The sequence below is a fragment of the Enterobacter sp. K510 genome (assembly GCF_055804875.1).
The window spans coordinates 419955-436091 of record NZ_JBNRLQ010000002.1; the positions used below are offsets into that span (position 1 = coordinate 419955).

Below are 16137 nucleotides of genomic sequence, written 5' to 3' on the forward strand. Positions count from 1 at the left end.
TATGACCGGCAAAAGCATTGTTCAGGAAGCGCGCGATATTCAGCTGGCCATGGAACTGATTACGCTTGGCGCGCGGTTGCAAATGCTGGAAAGCGAAACGCAGCTCAGCCGTGGTCGACTCATCAAACTTTATAAAGAACTGCGCGGCAGCCCGCCGCCGAAAGGCATGCTGCCGTTTTCGACCGACTGGTTTATGACGTGGGAGCAGAATATACACGCCTCCATGTTCTGTAACGCCTGGCAGTTTTTACTGAAAACGGGACTTTGCAGCGGCGTTGATGCCGTGATCAAAGCTTACCGTCTCTATTTAGAACAGTGTCCGCAGCAGGAAGAGGGGCCGTTGCTGGCCCTGACCCGCGCCTGGACGCTGGTCCGTTTCGTCGAAAGCGGAATGCTGCAGCTTTCACGCTGCAACTGCTGCGACGGCAATTTTATTACCCATGCGCACCAGCCCGTGGGAAGCTTCGCCTGTAGTTTGTGTCAGCCGCCTTCCAGGGCAGTAAAAAGACGTAAACTTTCCCCGGAAGTTGCCGATAGTAATTCACAACTGCTGGATGAACAGATTAATCAGGCTGTTTGACCGAACGGTGTGAGCAACACTCCAGCAGCGGTAAGCAATTACCGCTGCTTTTTTTTGCCCCGCCGCCGCGCCAAACGCAAATCTGTTTCTCCTCGCCTTAGTCAACAGTGAAGGATGATGTCGTGCTGATCTTATTAGGTTACCTGGTTGTTCTCGGTACAGTCTTCGGCGGTTATATGATGACCGGCGGACACCTTGGGGCACTTTATCAACCTGCCGAACTTATTATCATCGGTGGTGCGGGCGTAGGTGCGTTTATTGTGGGCAACAACGGCAAAGCCATCAAAGGAACGCTGAAAGCGCTTCCTCTGCTGTTTCGCCGTTCAAAATACACCAAAAGCATGTACATGGACTTGCTGGCGCTGCTTTATCGCCTGATGGCGAAATCGCGTCAACAGGGCATGTTCTCGCTGGAGCGTGATATTGAAAGTCCGAAAGAGAGCGAAATTTTCGCCAGCTACCCGCGTATCCTTGCCGATCCGGTGATGCTCGAATTTATCGTGGATTATCTGCGTCTTATCATTAGCGGCAACATGAACACCTTCGAAATCGAAGCGCTGATGGACGAAGAGATCGAAACCCATGAAGCCGAAGCGGAAGTGCCCGCCAACAGCCTGACGATGGTCGGTGATTCACTGCCCGCGTTCGGGATCGTGGCGGCGGTTATGGGCGTCGTTCACGCCCTGGCCTCGGCGGATCGCCCGGCGGCTGAATTGGGCGCGCTGATTGCCCATGCGATGGTGGGGACGTTCCTCGGCATCCTGCTGGCCTACGGCTTCATCTCGCCGCTGGCGACGGTGCTGCGTCAGAAGAGCGCCGAAACCACCAAGATGATGCAGTGCGTCAAGATCACGCTGCTCTCTAATCTGAACGGCTATGCACCGCCGATTGCCGTTGAGTTTGGTCGTAAAACCCTGTACTCCAGCGAACGTCCTTCCTTCGTGGAACTAGAAGAGCACGTGCGCGCAGTCAGAAACCCAAACCAGCAGACCACGACTGAGGACGCATGAAAAACCAGGCCCATCCCATTGTCATCGTCAAACGACGTAAACATAAAGGACACGGAGGCGGCTCGCACGGATCGTGGAAGATTGCCTACGCCGATTTTATGACGGCAATGATGGCGTTCTTTCTGGTCATGTGGCTGATTTCCATCTCCAGTCCTAAAGAGCTCATTCAGATCGCAGAATATTTCCGCACACCGCTGGCGACGGCGGTGACCGGCGGACCGCGTATTTCGAACAGCGACAGCCCAATCCCTGGTGGCGGTGATGATTTCACCCAGCAGAAGGGGGAAGTGCAGCGTCAGCCGAACGTGGAAGATTTGCGTAAACGCATGGAACAGAACCGCCTGAGCAAGCTGCGCGGCGATCTCGACCAGCTTATTGAAGCCGATCCGAAACTGCGCGCCCTGCGTCCGCATCTGAAGATCGACCTCGTGCAGGAAGGGCTGCGTATTCAGATCATCGACAGCCAGAATCGCCCGATGTTTAAGACCGGCAGCGCCGAAGTAGAGCCGTATATGCGCGATATTTTACGCGCCATTGCGCCGGTGCTGAACGGCATTCCTAACAGAGTCAGTCTGTCAGGCCATACCGATGATTACCCTTATGCTAATGGCGAACGCGGCTACAGCAACTGGGAACTCTCCGCGGATCGCGCAAACGCATCGCGTCGCGAGCTGGTCATCGGCGGCCTGGACGACGGTAAAGTCCTGCGTGTCGTGGGCATGGCGGCGACCATGCGCCTTAGCGACAAAGGCGCTGATGATGCGATTAACCGCCGCATCAGTCTCCTGGTTCTCAACCGGCAGGCGGAACAGGCAATTTTGCACGAAAATGCCGAGAGCCAGAACGAGCCAGTAAGTTTATTAAAACAGCCAGAGGCGTTGCCCCAGGCGACAGTTCCCACATCGCCACAACCCGATCCGAGGTGATAGCGTGAGCATGGATATTAGCGATTTTTATCAGACGTTTTTTGATGAAGCTGACGAGTTGTTGGCCGACATGGAGCAGCATTTGTTGGATCTGGTGCCCGAAGCCCCGGATTCCGAACAACTGAATGCCATCTTTCGTGCAGCGCACTCCATAAAAGGCGGCGCAGGTACGTTTGGCTTCACCATTTTGCAGGAAACCACGCACCTCATGGAAAACCTGCTTGATGAAGCCCGGCGCGGAGAGATGCAGCTCAATACCGATATAATCAATCTGTTTTTGGAAACTAAAGATATTATGCAGGAACAGCTCGACGCCTATAAAAGCTCCCAGGAGCCCGATGCCGCCAGCTTTGAATATATCTGCAATGCCCTGCGTCAGCTGGCGCTGGAAGCGAAAGGCGAAGTGGTGCCTGCTACCAGCGGCGCAAAACTGACGGTGGTCGAGGCGCAGGACGAACAGGCTGACGTTGCTGCCGCCCCGGCAAACAACGATAAGCTGCGCATCGTGATTTCGCGTCTGAAAGAGAACGAAGTCGGCCTGCTGGAAGATGAACTCAAAAACCTCGCCACCTTAAGTGACGTGGTCAAAGGCAGCGACTCCCTCAGCGCCACCCTCGATGGCGGCGTGAGCCAGGACGATCTGATTGCCGTACTCTGCTTCGTGGTTGAACCGGATCAGATTGCTTTCGAAACCGCGCCCGCCGCGGCAAAAGCCGAACCGGCCGCAGAAGTGGTAGCCCAGGCCGCACCGCAGCCGCCGGCAGTAGCCGCCGCCCCGGTACTGAAAGCCGTACCGAAAGAGCAGGCTGCCGCAGGCCGTCAGGAACGTGAGAAACCGGCGCGCGCCAGCGAATCCACCAGCATCCGTGTGGCGGTGGAAAAAGTAGACCAGATCATTAACCTGGTGGGCGAACTGGTGATCACCCAGTCGATGCTGGCCCAGCGTTCCAACGAACTGGATCCGGTCACCCATGGCGATCTGATCACCAGCATGGGCCAGTTGCAGCGCAACGCCCGTGACCTGCAGGAATCGGTGATGTCCATCCGTATGATGCCGATGGAATATGTCTTCAGCCGCTTCCCGCGTCTGGTGCGCGATCTCGCCACCAAACTGAACAAGCAGATCGAACTGACGCTGGTCGGCAGCTCGACCGAGCTGGACAAGAGCCTGATCGAACGCATTATCGATCCGTTAACGCACCTGGTGCGTAACAGCCTCGACCACGGTATCGAACTGCCGGACGTGCGCGTCGCCGCCGGTAAATCCGCCGTGGGTAATCTGGTGCTGTCCGCCGAACATCAGGGCGGCAATATCTGTATTGAAGTGACCGACGATGGCGCGGGTCTGAACCGCGAACGCATCCTCGCCAAAGCCGTATCGCAGGGCATGGCGGTAAGCGAAAACATGTCTGACGAAGAAGTCGGCATGCTGATCTTCGCGCCGGGCTTCTCCACCGCCGAGCAGGTGACCGATGTGTCGGGCCGCGGCGTGGGTATGGACGTGGTGAAACGTAACATCCAGGAGATGGGCGGCCACGTCGAAATCAAATCCAAACAGGGCGCGGGCACGACCATTCGTATCCTGCTGCCGCTGACGCTGGCGATCCTCGACGGCATGTCCGTGAAGGTCAGCGAAGAAGTCTTTATCCTGCCGCTGAATGCCGTGATGGAATCGCTGCAACCGCGTGAAGAAGATCTGCACCCGCTGGCCGGCGGCGAGCGCGTTCTGGAAGTGCGTGGCGAGTACCTGCCGCTGGTAGAACTGTGGAAAGTCTTTGACGTTAAGGGCGCGAAAACCGAAGCCACCGCCGGTATCGTGGTGATCGTGCAGAGCGCGGGACGTCGTTACGCCCTGTTGGTTGACCAGCTGATCGGTCAGCATCAGGTGGTAGTGAAAAACCTCGAAAGCAACTATCGCAAAGTGCCGGGCATATCCGCTGCGACCATCCTCGGCGATGGCAGTGTCGCGCTGATCGTTGATGTTTCGGCGTTACAGGGATTAAACCGTGAACAACGTATGGCGCATACAGCCGCCTGATTTAGGTAAGAAGGTATAAACATGACCGGTATGAGTAATGTAACGAAACTGGCTGGCGAGCCATCAGGTCAGGAATTCCTGGTTTTCACCCTCGGTGGTGAAGAATACGGGATCGATATTCTGAAAGTGCAGGAAATCCGTGGTTACGATCAGGTCACCCGCATCGCTAACACCCCGGAGTTCATCAAAGGGGTGACGAACCTGCGCGGCGTCATTGTGCCTATCGTCGATCTGCGCGTGAAGTTCAGCCAGATGGACGTGGAGTACAACGAAAACACCGTGGTGATCGTGCTGAATCTCGGTCAGCGTGTGGTGGGGATCGTGGTTGACGGCGTTTCCGACGTACTGTCGCTGGCAGCGGATCAGATCCGCCCGGCGCCGGAATTCGCGGTCACGCTGTCCACTGAATACCTGACCGGCCTCGGCGCGCTCGGCGACCGTATGCTGATCCTGGTGAATATCGAAAAACTGCTGAACAGCGAAGAAATGGCGCTGCTCGACGTGGCGGCCACGCACGTCGCCTGATGCTTCACCTTGCCGGGTAAGCGTCAGCGCCACCCGGCAAACAAAAAACGCTCTCCCTCGCGAGAGCGTTTTAATTTCCCCGCCCGCTTTTAAATAAATTCCCGCCCAAAAAACAATATAGCCTGAATATATTATTATCGCCGAACGTAATAATTAAGGTGCGGTTAACTTCGGTTAACGGCAAATAAATGAAACAACAGCAACGCTAATGATTTATTGTGATGTAGATCACGCGCAACATAATATATCCTTTGTTGATACGTTTATTTACATCTTGATTTATTTTTTAATGCATTGAAAATTAATGATAATTTATGTCAATCAGGCACCCTGATGACCCGCGCCTCGCCTGGTAGTTCTTTCCCTTTCCCTGAGCTAAATTTCTGTTAATCCTGTTATTTCATCAGCAGGAGAATGTTTACGGCGGCTAAACCATTATCGCAATAAGCGGAATGCTTATTTACTGGAGGCGATAACATGAACAGAAAATTACGTATTATCCTCGCGGGTAGCGCGTTGTTATTCGCCGGGCAGAATGCTCAGGCGGTAACCAGTAACGGTACTATCGGCGCAACCCTCACGTTAACCAACGGCTGCCTGATTAACGGATCTCCCAACCAGAACGGTATCAATTTCGGTACGCTGAATTTTGGTGAACACCCGGCAACCTTCTCTACGCTGACCACCCAGCTTACCGGCGTGGGCGGCGGTAACAGCTTCGGCATTCAGTGCACCACCGACAGCTATACCGTGCAAATCACCGGCAATACCAACTCCACCCCACCGGCAACAGTGGTCGGGACCACAGGGACGCCCGCGCGCTTTCTGGTGAATACCACCAATACCGCGCAGGGTGTGGCCTACAGCCTCTACAGCGACAGCGGCTTCAGTAACGTGGTGGCCAACAATGCGCCGCTGCCTATCGCCTCAACCACCGGCGGCGTCAATAACTATACCCTTTATGGTCGTATTCAGGGGGGCGGTAACAGCGTGACGGTCGTGCCGGGTACCTATACCGATACGATAAACGTGAGCGTTATTTACTAACGCCCCTCACGATGAAATCTGAAGGAACGCCAGCTTCCCTGCGGGGAAGCCGGGGAGCCCTGCGCCCAATTTTCTGGCTGGCGCTGGCAGGGCTCATGATGCAGGGAACTGCCCTGGCTGTCACCAGCCAGTCATTCAGGGTGGGAGCGACGATAACGCCGGGCTGCTCGGTCACCAGCGGCACCGGCGGCGTACTTGGGACGCTGAATTTCGGCACCCGTACCGGCGTGGAGAGCGGGCGCGTATCCACCAGTTTCGTGCCCAACTCTTCATTCCTGCTGGCCTGTACCCCCGGCGTGGCGCTGACCATGAGCATCAACGGCGGGCTGAATTATACCAGCGTGCGTAATATGCGCCGCAGCGGTGGCACCGAGGTCGTGCCGTATCGCCTGTACAGCAGCAGCACGCTGGCTGCCAATACGGAGATCGCCCAGAACCAGTCAGTTTCGGTCACCTACAGCAACAGTAATAACATTGCGCTTTCGCTGTTTGGCGCGGCGCAGCTGACGGGATTCAGTCCCGCAGGCACTTATAGCGATCAACTCACCGTGACCCTTACCTGGTGAGACAGGGAGAAGTATATGAGCGTAAATTCTCGTCTGGCGGCGCTGCTGTTCGCCTCCGCGCTGACCATCAGCGCGCCGCAGGCACAGGCGGCGGCCTCCATTTTATTATGGCCTATCGATCCCTGGCTGGCGGCGGATACCCCGGCCACTGAACTGTGGATCCAGAATCAGGGCGACACCCCGACCACCATGCAGGTGCGTATTGTGCGCTGGCGTCAGGATGGCGGAAATGAGCGCTACCAGGCCCAGCAGGATGTGGTTGCCAGTCCGCCCATCGTGCGCATCGAGAAGGGCAGTAAACAGCTGATCCGTTTGATCAAACAGACCACGGTACCGGCGGGCGTCGAGCAGGCCTACCGCATTATCGTCGATGAGATCCCCCAGCCGCAGGGTGATAACACTCCGCAAATCGGCCTGAAGATCCAGATGCGTTATTCCATCCCACTCTTTGCATACGGACAGGGGGTTGCCACTTACCGCGAAGGGGCGAATCATGCCCTGGTGGAAACCCGCGATCTGAGCTGGCGCACCACTCGCGATGGTGGCAAACCGGCCCTGGAAGTCACTAACCGCAGCGATGTGCATGTGCGCTTAAGCGATGTGAAAGTGCAGCAGGGCGGGCAAAGGCGCACCCTGGCGGAGGGGCTGTTGGGCTATGTTCTGCCCGGTAGCACCCGCAGCTGGCCCTTGCCGGCGGGCGTGACGTCCCCTTCAGCCATGACGGCAACCATTAACGCCAGGGATACGACATGGCAGTCGGCCCCCGCGCGCTGATCGCCATGGCGATGTTGAGCCTCGGCAGTACAGGCAGCGTGCAGGCTGCCGACGGGGACGACGCCCTGCCGCCGCCTCCTGATGCCCGGGCGCTGAACGACGAGGCGACCTTCCACCTGGCGCTGGTGGTGAACTACCGTGACACGAATCAGGTGGTGCCGGTGATCCGCCGCCAGAACGCGTTTTTTATCGACAGCGAAAACCTCAAGCGCGCTGGGCTGCCTGCGGATAAATTACCGCCAGGAGACGTTAACCTGTCGTCCCTGCCGGAGGTGCGCGTTGACTATGACAGCAGCGGCCAGCGGCTGTTGCTGTTTGTGCCGCGCGAATGGGTAGGGGATAGCAGCACCTCCTTTACCGGCGACAGCGAGCGCAGCGAGCCGATGTACGGGCGCGGTGCGCTACTGAACTATGACATCTATACCAGCCAGACGGAAAATATCGGCAGCCAGATCGCCCTCTGGCATGAGCTGCGCTTCTTTGAAGAAAACGCTGTACTCAGCTCCACCGGCACCCAGCGGCAGAATCTCTCCGGCGATTTACAGCAAAAGGAGGGCTATATCCGCTACGACACCACCTTAACCCTGGTCAATGAAGATGACGCCACCGTGTGGAACGTCGGGGATGTGATTTCCGATTCCCTGAGCTGGAGCAACAGCGTGCGCCTCGGCGGGATCCGCTACGGGCGCGATTTCTCCGTGCGCCCGGATCTGGTCACCTGGCCGCTGCCGCAGTTTTCCGGCGAGGCGGCGGTACCCACTTCAGTGGACGTCTTTATCAACGGCTATCGCGCCGGAAACACCCGTCTGCAACCCGGCCCCTTCACCCTGACCAATCTGCCTTACGTCAATGGCGCGGGGGACGCGGTGCTGGTCACCACCGATGCGCTCGGCCGCCAGGTCAGCACCACGCTGCCGTTTTATGTCGCCAGCGAAGTGCTGAAAAGCGGTCTCAGCGATGGCGCGTTCTCCGTCGGCAGCCTGCGACGTGATTACGGTATCGACAATTTTGATTACGGCCCGGCGGCGGGAAGCGGCACGCTGCGCTACGGCCTGACCGATTACCTGACGCTGGAAGGCCATACGGAAGCCGCCCAGGAGCTGGCGCTCGGCGGGGCGGGGACTGTGTTAAAACTGGGGCAGTTCGGCGTGGTCAATTCCGCCTGGACGCAGAGCCGGATGCGCGGCAACAGCGGCAGTCAGTTTAACTGGGGCTATCAGTACAGCACCAGCCAGTTCAGCATCGCCACCCAGCACAGCCGTCGCGAGCGCGGTTTTGGCAACCTGGCGCTTTACGACCAGACGGCGCTCTATAAGTATGATGATAATAATCGCCAGCCGGTCGCCTCACTCAGTCGTAACACCGATCAGTATTCGCTGACCTTCAACCTCGGGGATTTCGGCAACGTCGGCGCGGCGTGGATCGGCGTGCGCAGTTTCGACAATGAGAAAACCGAACTGTTAAACCTGTCCTGGAGCCGCAACCTCTGGGGCAGCAGCAGCGTTAACCTCGCCGCCAGCCGGGATAATCAGCAGGGTGACTGGACCTTCGGCCTGTCGCTGCAAATTCCGCTGGGCGAACGCGACAGCGCCGCCGTCAGCATTGAAAACCGGCCCTATTCCGGCAACTCGCAGCGGGTGAACTACAGCCATGCGATGCCGACCGACGGCGGCTTCAGCTGGAACATGGCGTATGCCCGTCAGTCGCAGGCGGACAGCTATCAACAGGCCACACTCGGCTGGCGTAATAATCATGTGGAACTTCAGGGCGGCGGCTATGGCGAAACCGATATGTTCACCTGGTGGGGCGAGGCGATGGGGTCGCTGGTGCTGATGGACAACCAGGTGTTTGCCGCCAACAAAATCAACGATGCCTTTGTGGTGATCAGCACCAGCGGCAATGGCGGCGTGCCGGTCAACTATGAAAACCAGCCTGTGGGCACCACGGATGAAAACGGCTATCTGCTGATCAGCGGCGTGTCCGCGTATTATCCGGCCAGTTACAGCATCAATACGCTGAATTTACCCGCAGATACGCGGCTGAAAGAGACGGAGCGGCGGGTGGCCCTGCGCCGTCAAAGCGGTTATCTGGTGGAGTTCCCGATGGTGCAGGAGCGGGTGGCCAGCGTCATTCTGCACGATGAACAAGGCCAGGCGCTGCCGCTGGCAAGCCAGGTGTGGCGCGACGGCAAACCGACCGCCATCGTCGGCTACGACGGGATCGCCTGGCTGGAAAACCTCGACGGCGTCAACCCGTTGCGCGTCACCACCCCGGACAACAAAACCTGTTATACGACCTTGCAGGTAGGGGATAACCCCGGCCATAAACTGCAAACCTTTGGGCCTCTCACCTGTCAGGAGAAACGCTGATGCTACGCGCCGGTCTGTTACTGATCTTATTTATGGCCTTCAGTCCGCAGGCGCTGGCGGCCTGTTCCGCCAGCACTGTGGCGGCCTCCTTTGGCCCGGTGACGTCCTTTGCGCTCAACAGCACCGAGCAGGCCACCACCGGACAACTGATCGTGCAGTGCGATCGCGTGCTGGGGCTGCTCACTAACGACTCCATCACCGTGAGCATGCCCACCGCCTCGTCCTCTGCCAGTAACCGCGCGGCCATGAGGCGCACCGATAACCTGACGGTGACCGATCTCATCCCCATTCGTGTATGCGGGCAGTCCGGCTGTAATAACAACAGCGAAGTGACCATCAACGCCACGCCCTATACCTGGAACGCTTCGGCGCTGCTGGGATTACTGGGCTCACAGCGCTATACGCTGCCGATCTATTTGCGTACCGTCGCCGGGCAAAACGTCTCCGCGGGGCCGTATCAGGTCACGCTGAACTTAAGCATCAACTACAACATCTGTGCGCTGGGGGCGCTCGGGCTGTGCGGAACGCCGCAAACCGGTACTCTGACCACCACCCTGCAGGTCAACGGCACCGTCACCAATGACTGTTCAACCATCACCGCCCCGGCGGTCAATTTCGGCAGCTCGCCGCTGGTGCAGAACTTCCCGACCATCTCCCAGGCCGTGACGCTGACCTGCACTAAAGGCAGTACCTACACCGTCGGGCTGAACAACGGGCTTTACCCGAACGGCACGGTGCGCAACATGGCGAGCGGTAATAACCGCCTGAGCTATGAGATCTATAAAGGCAACACCACCAGCCGCTGGGGTAGCACCGGCACCGAGCGCTGGGCAAGCAGCGCCTCATCACTGATCAGCGCCGATGCCCTGACGCGCACCTTCAATTACACCGCCAAAGTGCTCACCACCCAGGCAACGCCCCCTGGCGGGACTTATGAAGATACGGTGATCGTTGACGTCGCTTTTTAGGACTGCGCTGATTTTTTACTTTTCGCAAATGTAAAGTTCCCTTAAGGCGTGCCGATAACACCGTTAATAAGTCATCAATAAGGTGTTGTTGCATGTTGAACCGTATCCGTGTTGTCACCATGCTGATGATGGTGCTGGTGGTCTTCGCACTTTTGCAGCTGGTTTCCGGTGGTCTGCTGTTTTCTTCCTTAAAAGAGAACCAGCAGAGCTTCGCCGTTTCCAACGATCTCCGCTCGCAACAGACCGAGCTGACCAGCGCCTGGGAGCTGATGCTGCAAACGCGCATCAACTTAAGCCGCTCGGCGGCGCGCATGATGATGGATCCGAATAATCAACAAAGCAGCGCTAAAACGGATCTGCTGAAAAACGCCCATGCCTCGCTGGCAGACGCGGCGAAACACTACGACGCCTACAAAGCCCTGCCGACGCTGCCTTCCATGGAACAGGCCAGCCTGACGCTGGATGAGAAATACCGCGCCTACGCGGCAGCGCTTAATGAGCTGATCCAGTTCCTGGAGAGCGGCAACATGGATGCCTATTTCGCGCAGCCGACCCAGGGCATGCAGAACGGCATGGGCGATGCCATGAAAGCGTACGCGGCGCTCAGCGCGTCGCTGTATCAGGATGCCTTTACCCAAAGCGTCAGCGACTACCAGTTTGCCAAATGGCAGATGGCGACCCTCGCGCTGGCGTTAGTGCTGGTACTGGCGGTGGTGTGGTTCGGCATTCGTAAAATCCTGCTCGATCCGCTTAATCGCGTGATCCGCCATATCCGCGAGATCGCCCAGGGCGATCTGACGCAAAGCCTGGCAGTAGAAGGCCGCAACGAAATGACTGACCTTGCCGACAGCGTCAATCATATGCAGCAGTCGCTGACCGATACCGTGACCCGTGTGCGTCAGGGCTCGGATGCCATCTACAGCGGCACCAGCGAAATCGCCCTCGGTAACCATGATCTCTCCTCCCGTACCGAACAGCAGGCGTCGGCGCTCGAAGAAACCGCCGCCAGCATGGAACAGTTGACCGCCACCGTGAAGCAGAACGCCGACAATGCCCGTCAGGCGTCGCAGCTGGCGCACAGCGCCTCGGATACCGCCGGGCGGGGCGGCCAGGTGGTGGATCGTGTGGTGAAAACCATGTCGGACATCGCCGGCAGCTCGAAGAAAATTGCTGACATCACCAGCGTGATCGACGGTATCGCCTTCCAGACCAATATTCTCGCCCTGAACGCGGCGGTGGAAGCGGCCCGCGCCGGTGAGCAGGGGCGGGGCTTTGCCGTGGTGGCAGGTGAAGTGCGTAATCTCGCCAGCCGCAGCGCCCAGGCGGCAAAAGAGATCAAAGCGCTGATTGAAGACTCCGTGGCGCGCGTGGATACCGGCTCAGTGCTGGTGGAAAGCGCCGGGGAGACCATGAACGAGATCGTCAATGCGGTAACGCGCGTGACCGACATCATGGGTGAAATTGCTTCCGCGTCAGATGAACAGAGCCGCGGGATCGATCAGGTTGCGCTGGCGATTTCCGAGATGGATCGCGTCACGCAGCAGAATGCGTCACTGGTACAGGAGTCTGCGGCAGCTGCCGCGGCATTAGAAGAACAAGCCAGTCGACTGAATATGGCCGTATCCGCTTTCCGTCTTGCCACTGTACCCGGCATACCGGCAAAGCCAGGCGTTGCGCCGTCGCCGGCGATCCCGCAGGCGGCAGTTCCGCGTCAGACCCACACCGGACAAGATGCTAACTGGGAAACTTTTTAAGTGACAGCAATGTGGCAATGCCACCTGATGGGAGCGTGAATGTTTAATCGTATTCGTATCTCGACCACACTTTTTCTGATTTTGATTGTTTGCGGCATTTTGCAGGTCGGTAGTAATGGGTTGTCGTTCTGGGCGTTTCGCGATGGCTATCAGCATCTGGAACAGCTCGAAAAGAGTAATTTGCAACGTAACACCCTGGCGCAAATGCGCACCACGATGTTACAGGCGGGTATCGCGCTGAACAAAGCGGGCACGCTGACCGCGCTGGCCTATCCGCCGGAAGATATTAAAGGGCTGATGGTTACGGCGCATAACAGTCTGCAACAGGCGCAGGACCAGCTGAAAACCTTCCTGGCGATTGACACGCTGTCAGCCGACGGCAAGGCGCTGAAAGAGCAGACCAAAACTGCGTTTGCGGCATGGCATGACGATTTAAGCCATCAGGCCACCTGGCTTGAAAATAACCAGCTGTCGGATTTTATGACCGCGCCGGTTGAGACCTCTCAGGCGGCTTTTGATAACAACTTTATGGCCTGGCAGAAGCATATCGACGGCTTCGTGGAGACCGCGAGCGTCGACGGGCAGAAAAATTACCATATGTCGGCGGCGATCTTTATCGCCGTGGTGATCATCGCCGCGATGCTGACCACCAGCGCGCTGTTCTGGTCACGCAAAATGATCGTGCAACCGCTGGCGATCATCAGCAGCCATTTCGAAAGCATCGCCGCAGGGGATCTGGCGCGACCGGTCATGGTGTATGGCCGTAACGAAATTTCGGCGATTTTTGCCAGCCTGAAAAACATGCAGACCGCGCTGCGCGGCACCGTGACCGAAGTGCGTCACGGCAGCAACGCCATGCACACCGGCATCGCGGAGATCGCCGCCGGTAATAACGATCTCTCGGCGCGTACGGAACAGCAGGCCGCGTCGCTGGCGGAAACCGCCGCCAGTATGGAACAGCTGACCGCCACCGTCGGGCAGAACGCCGACAACGCCCGTCAGGCGTCAGGACTGGCGTCCAGTGCGGCAGAAACCGCGCGTAAAGGCGGCGAGCAAACGTCCCGTGTGGCGCAAACCATGCAGGATATTGCCGCCAGCTCGCAGAAAATCGGCGACATCATCAGCGTGATTGATGGTATTGCCTTCCAGACCAATATCCTTGCGCTGAACGCCGCCGTCGAAGCCGCGAGAGCAGGGGAACAGGGCCGCGGCTTTGCCGTGGTGGCAGGAGAAGTCCGTAATCTGGCAAGCCGCAGCGCGCAGGCGGCAAAAGAGATCAAAGGCCTGATTGAAGAATCAGTCTCCCGCGTACAGCAAGGCTCCGGACTGGTAGGAACCGCCGCGCAGACCATGACGGACATTGTCCGATCCGTTACCCAGGTAAACGACATCATGGGCGAAATCGCGTCCGCGTCGGATGAACAACGGCGCGGGATCGAGCAGGTCGCCCTTGCTGTCAGCCAGATGGATCAGGTGACACAACAGAACGCCGCGCTGGTAGAAGAAGCGGCCGCCGCCACCGAACAACTGGCTAACCAGGCTGACCATCTGACATCGCTGGTCGCCGTATTTAAGCTCGATGAACACCATTCAACACCTGCTGGTGCACTGGCTGAAGCCGTGCCCGTTGTAACCTGAGAGTAATTAAGAAGGCGCTATGACCTCATCCACGCCCACCGGGCAAACATCGCTGCTGTTACAGATGACACAACGTCTGGCGTTGTCCGACACGCATTTTCGTCGGATATGTGAACTGATTTACCAGCGTGCAGGGATTGTACTGGCTGATCATAAGCGTGACATGGTTTACAACCGTCTCGTCCGTCGCCTGCGCGCGCTGGGCCTGGATGATTTTGGTCGCTATCTCAGCATGCTGGAGGCGAATCAGAGTAATGCTGAGTGGCAGGCGTTTATTAACTCCCTGACCACCAACCTGACGGCTTTTTTCCGGGAAGCTCACCACTTCCCGGTGCTGGCTGACCACGCCCGCAAACGCAGTGGCGAGTACCGCGTATGGTGCGCGGCGGCCTCCACCGGGGAAGAGCCGTACTCCATTGCCATCACCCTGGCGGATTCGCTCGGTATGGCGCCGGGGCGCTTTAAAGTGATCGCCAGCGACATCGATACCGAAGTGCTGGAGAAAGCCAAAAGCGGCATCTACCGCGTGGACGAACTGAAAACGCTGTCACCGCAGCAACTACAGCGTTATTTCATGCGCGGCACCGGCCCGCATGAAGGGCTGGTGCGCGTCCGTCAGGAGCTGGCGAATTACATTGAATTCACCCCGCTTAACCTGCTCGCCAAACAGTACAACGTGCAGGGGCCGTTCGACTCAATTTTTTGTCGTAACGTAATGATTTATTTTGATAAAACGACTCAGCAGGACATTCTGCGTCGGTTTGCACCCTTGCTTAAGCCTGACGGATTACTCTTTGCCGGGCACTCGGAGAATTTTAGCAACCTCGCGCGTGAGTTCACCCTCCGTGGGCAGACTGTTTATGCGCTGAGTAAGGAAAAAGCATGAGTAAAATCAGGGTATTGTCCGTTGATGATTCCGCACTGATGCGCCAGATAATGACGGAAATCATCAATAGTCACAGCGATATGGAGATGGTGGCAACCGCGCCGGACCCGCTGGTGGCGAGGGATTTAATCAAAAAATTTAACCCCGATGTCCTGACGCTGGATGTTGAAATGCCGCGCATGGATGGGCTGGATTTTCTTGAAAAGCTGATGCGTCTGCGTCCGATGCCGGTGGTGATGGTTTCCTCACTAACCGGTAAGGGTTCAGAAGTGACGCTGCGCGCGCTGGAGCTGGGGGCGATTGATTTCGTCACCAAACCGCAGTTAGGGATCCGCGAAGGCATGCTGGCCTACAGCGAAATGATCGCTGAAAAAGTGCGTACCGCTTCCCGGGCGAAACTGGCGGCGCATAAGCCGACGGCAGCGCCTGCCACCTTAAAAGCCGGGCCGCTGCTTAGTTCGGAAAAACTGCTGGTGATCGGCGCATCCACCGGCGGCACCGAGGCGATCCGGCATGTGCTGCAACCGCTGCCGCTTTCCAGCCCGGCGGTCCTCATTACCCAGCATATGCCGCCGGGTTTTACCCGTTCTTTTGCCGAGCGTCTGAACAAGCTGTGCCAGATCACCGTGAAAGAAGCAGAGGACGGCGAGCGTGTATTGCCAGGACACGCCTATATTGCGCCCGGTGATCGGCACATGGAGCTGTCGCGCAGTGGGGCAAACTATCAAATCAAGATCCACGACGGCCCGGCGGTTAACCGCCATCGCCCGTCGGTGGACGTACTCTTTCATTCGGCGGCGAAGTTCGCGGGTCGTAATGCCGTTGGGGTGATCCTCACCGGTATGGGCAACGACGGCGCGGCCGGTATGTTAGCGATGCACCAGGCGGGCGCCTGGACCATTGCACAAAACGAAGCAAGTTGTGTGGTGTTCGGCATGCCGCGCGAGGCTATCAATATGGGTGGCGTTAGCGAAGTGGTCGATCTTAGCCAGGTAAGCCAGCAGATGCTGGCAAAAATCAGTGCCGGACAGGCAATACGTATTTAAAGAGGAGTGT

General features: G+C 57.8%; 14 protein-coding genes. All 14 read left to right on the forward strand.

Going from position 1 to position 16137, the window contains the following annotated elements; all coding sequences use genetic code 11:
- Position 1: 1 nt before the first annotated feature.
- On the forward strand, positions 2 to 580 hold the full coding sequence (gene flhC / locus ACQUTD_RS04620) for a flagellar transcriptional regulator FlhC (protein ID WP_072568877.1): 579 nt from the start codon (positions 2 to 4) through the stop codon (positions 578 to 580).
- 122 nt (positions 581 to 702) lie between these two features.
- Positions 703 to 1590 carry a flagellar motor stator protein MotA gene (gene motA, locus ACQUTD_RS04625; protein ID WP_473273890.1) on the forward strand — a complete coding sequence of 296 codons (888 nt, stop codon included), beginning with the start codon at positions 703 to 705 and terminating at the stop codon, positions 1588 to 1590.
- Positions 1587 to 2516: a flagellar motor protein MotB gene (gene motB / locus ACQUTD_RS04630; protein ID WP_072568875.1), complete on the forward strand. Its 930-nt coding sequence runs from the start codon at positions 1587 to 1589 to the stop codon at positions 2514 to 2516. Before motA ends, motB begins: the two co-directional genes overlap by 4 nt.
- 4 nt (positions 2517 to 2520) lie before the next feature.
- Positions 2521 to 4554, forward strand: coding sequence for a chemotaxis protein CheA (cheA, locus tag ACQUTD_RS04635; RefSeq protein ID WP_072568874.1), 2034 nt, complete (start codon positions 2521 to 2523; stop codon positions 4552 to 4554).
- A gap of 21 nt (positions 4555 to 4575) precedes the next feature.
- Positions 4576 to 5079: a chemotaxis protein CheW gene (gene cheW / locus ACQUTD_RS04640; RefSeq protein WP_072568873.1), complete on the forward strand. Its 504-nt coding sequence runs from the start codon at positions 4576 to 4578 to the stop codon at positions 5077 to 5079.
- A gap of 477 nt (positions 5080 to 5556) precedes the next feature.
- Positions 5557 to 6126, forward strand: a complete 570-nt coding sequence (locus ACQUTD_RS04645; protein ID WP_318364202.1) for a Csu type fimbrial protein — start codon at positions 5557 to 5559, stop codon at positions 6124 to 6126.
- A gap of 95 nt (positions 6127 to 6221) precedes the next feature.
- The gene (locus ACQUTD_RS04650) at positions 6222 to 6692 is read left to right on the forward strand and encodes a Csu type fimbrial protein (protein WP_318364203.1); all 471 of its coding nucleotides are present in this window, start codon (positions 6222 to 6224) and stop codon (positions 6690 to 6692) included.
- Positions 6693 to 6707: 15 nt separating this feature from the next.
- Positions 6708 to 7466 (forward strand): fimbrial biogenesis chaperone, encoded by a 759-nt coding sequence (locus ACQUTD_RS04655; protein WP_321987642.1) that lies wholly within the window; start codon positions 6708 to 6710, stop codon positions 7464 to 7466.
- Positions 7442 to 9835 carry a fimbria/pilus outer membrane usher protein gene (locus tag ACQUTD_RS04660; RefSeq protein ID WP_473273891.1) on the forward strand — a complete coding sequence of 798 codons (2394 nt, stop codon included), beginning with the start codon at positions 7442 to 7444 and terminating at the stop codon, positions 9833 to 9835. The genes ACQUTD_RS04655 and ACQUTD_RS04660 overlap by 25 nt, the downstream gene beginning before the upstream one ends.
- Positions 9835 to 10803 (forward strand): spore coat protein U domain-containing protein, encoded by a 969-nt coding sequence (locus tag ACQUTD_RS04665; protein ID WP_473273892.1) that lies wholly within the window; start codon positions 9835 to 9837, stop codon positions 10801 to 10803. The genes ACQUTD_RS04660 and ACQUTD_RS04665 overlap by 1 nt, the downstream gene beginning before the upstream one ends.
- A gap of 92 nt (positions 10804 to 10895) precedes the next feature.
- Complete coding sequence (gene tar / locus ACQUTD_RS04670) at positions 10896 to 12557, forward strand: methyl-accepting chemotaxis protein II (protein ID WP_072568867.1); 1662 nt, start codon at positions 10896 to 10898, stop codon at positions 12555 to 12557.
- A gap of 39 nt (positions 12558 to 12596) precedes the next feature.
- Positions 12597 to 14195 (forward strand): methyl-accepting chemotaxis protein IV, encoded by a 1599-nt coding sequence (tap, locus tag ACQUTD_RS04675; protein ID WP_473273893.1) that lies wholly within the window; start codon positions 12597 to 12599, stop codon positions 14193 to 14195.
- 19 nt (positions 14196 to 14214) lie between these two features.
- The gene (cheR, locus tag ACQUTD_RS04680) at positions 14215 to 15081 is read left to right on the forward strand and encodes a protein-glutamate O-methyltransferase CheR (protein ID WP_072568865.1); all 867 of its coding nucleotides are present in this window, start codon (positions 14215 to 14217) and stop codon (positions 15079 to 15081) included.
- Positions 15078 to 16127 carry a protein-glutamate methylesterase/protein glutamine deamidase gene (gene cheB, locus ACQUTD_RS04685; protein ID WP_072568864.1) on the forward strand — a complete coding sequence of 350 codons (1050 nt, stop codon included), beginning with the start codon at positions 15078 to 15080 and terminating at the stop codon, positions 16125 to 16127. The genes cheR and cheB overlap by 4 nt, the downstream gene beginning before the upstream one ends.
- Positions 16128 to 16137: the final 10 nt, after the last annotated feature.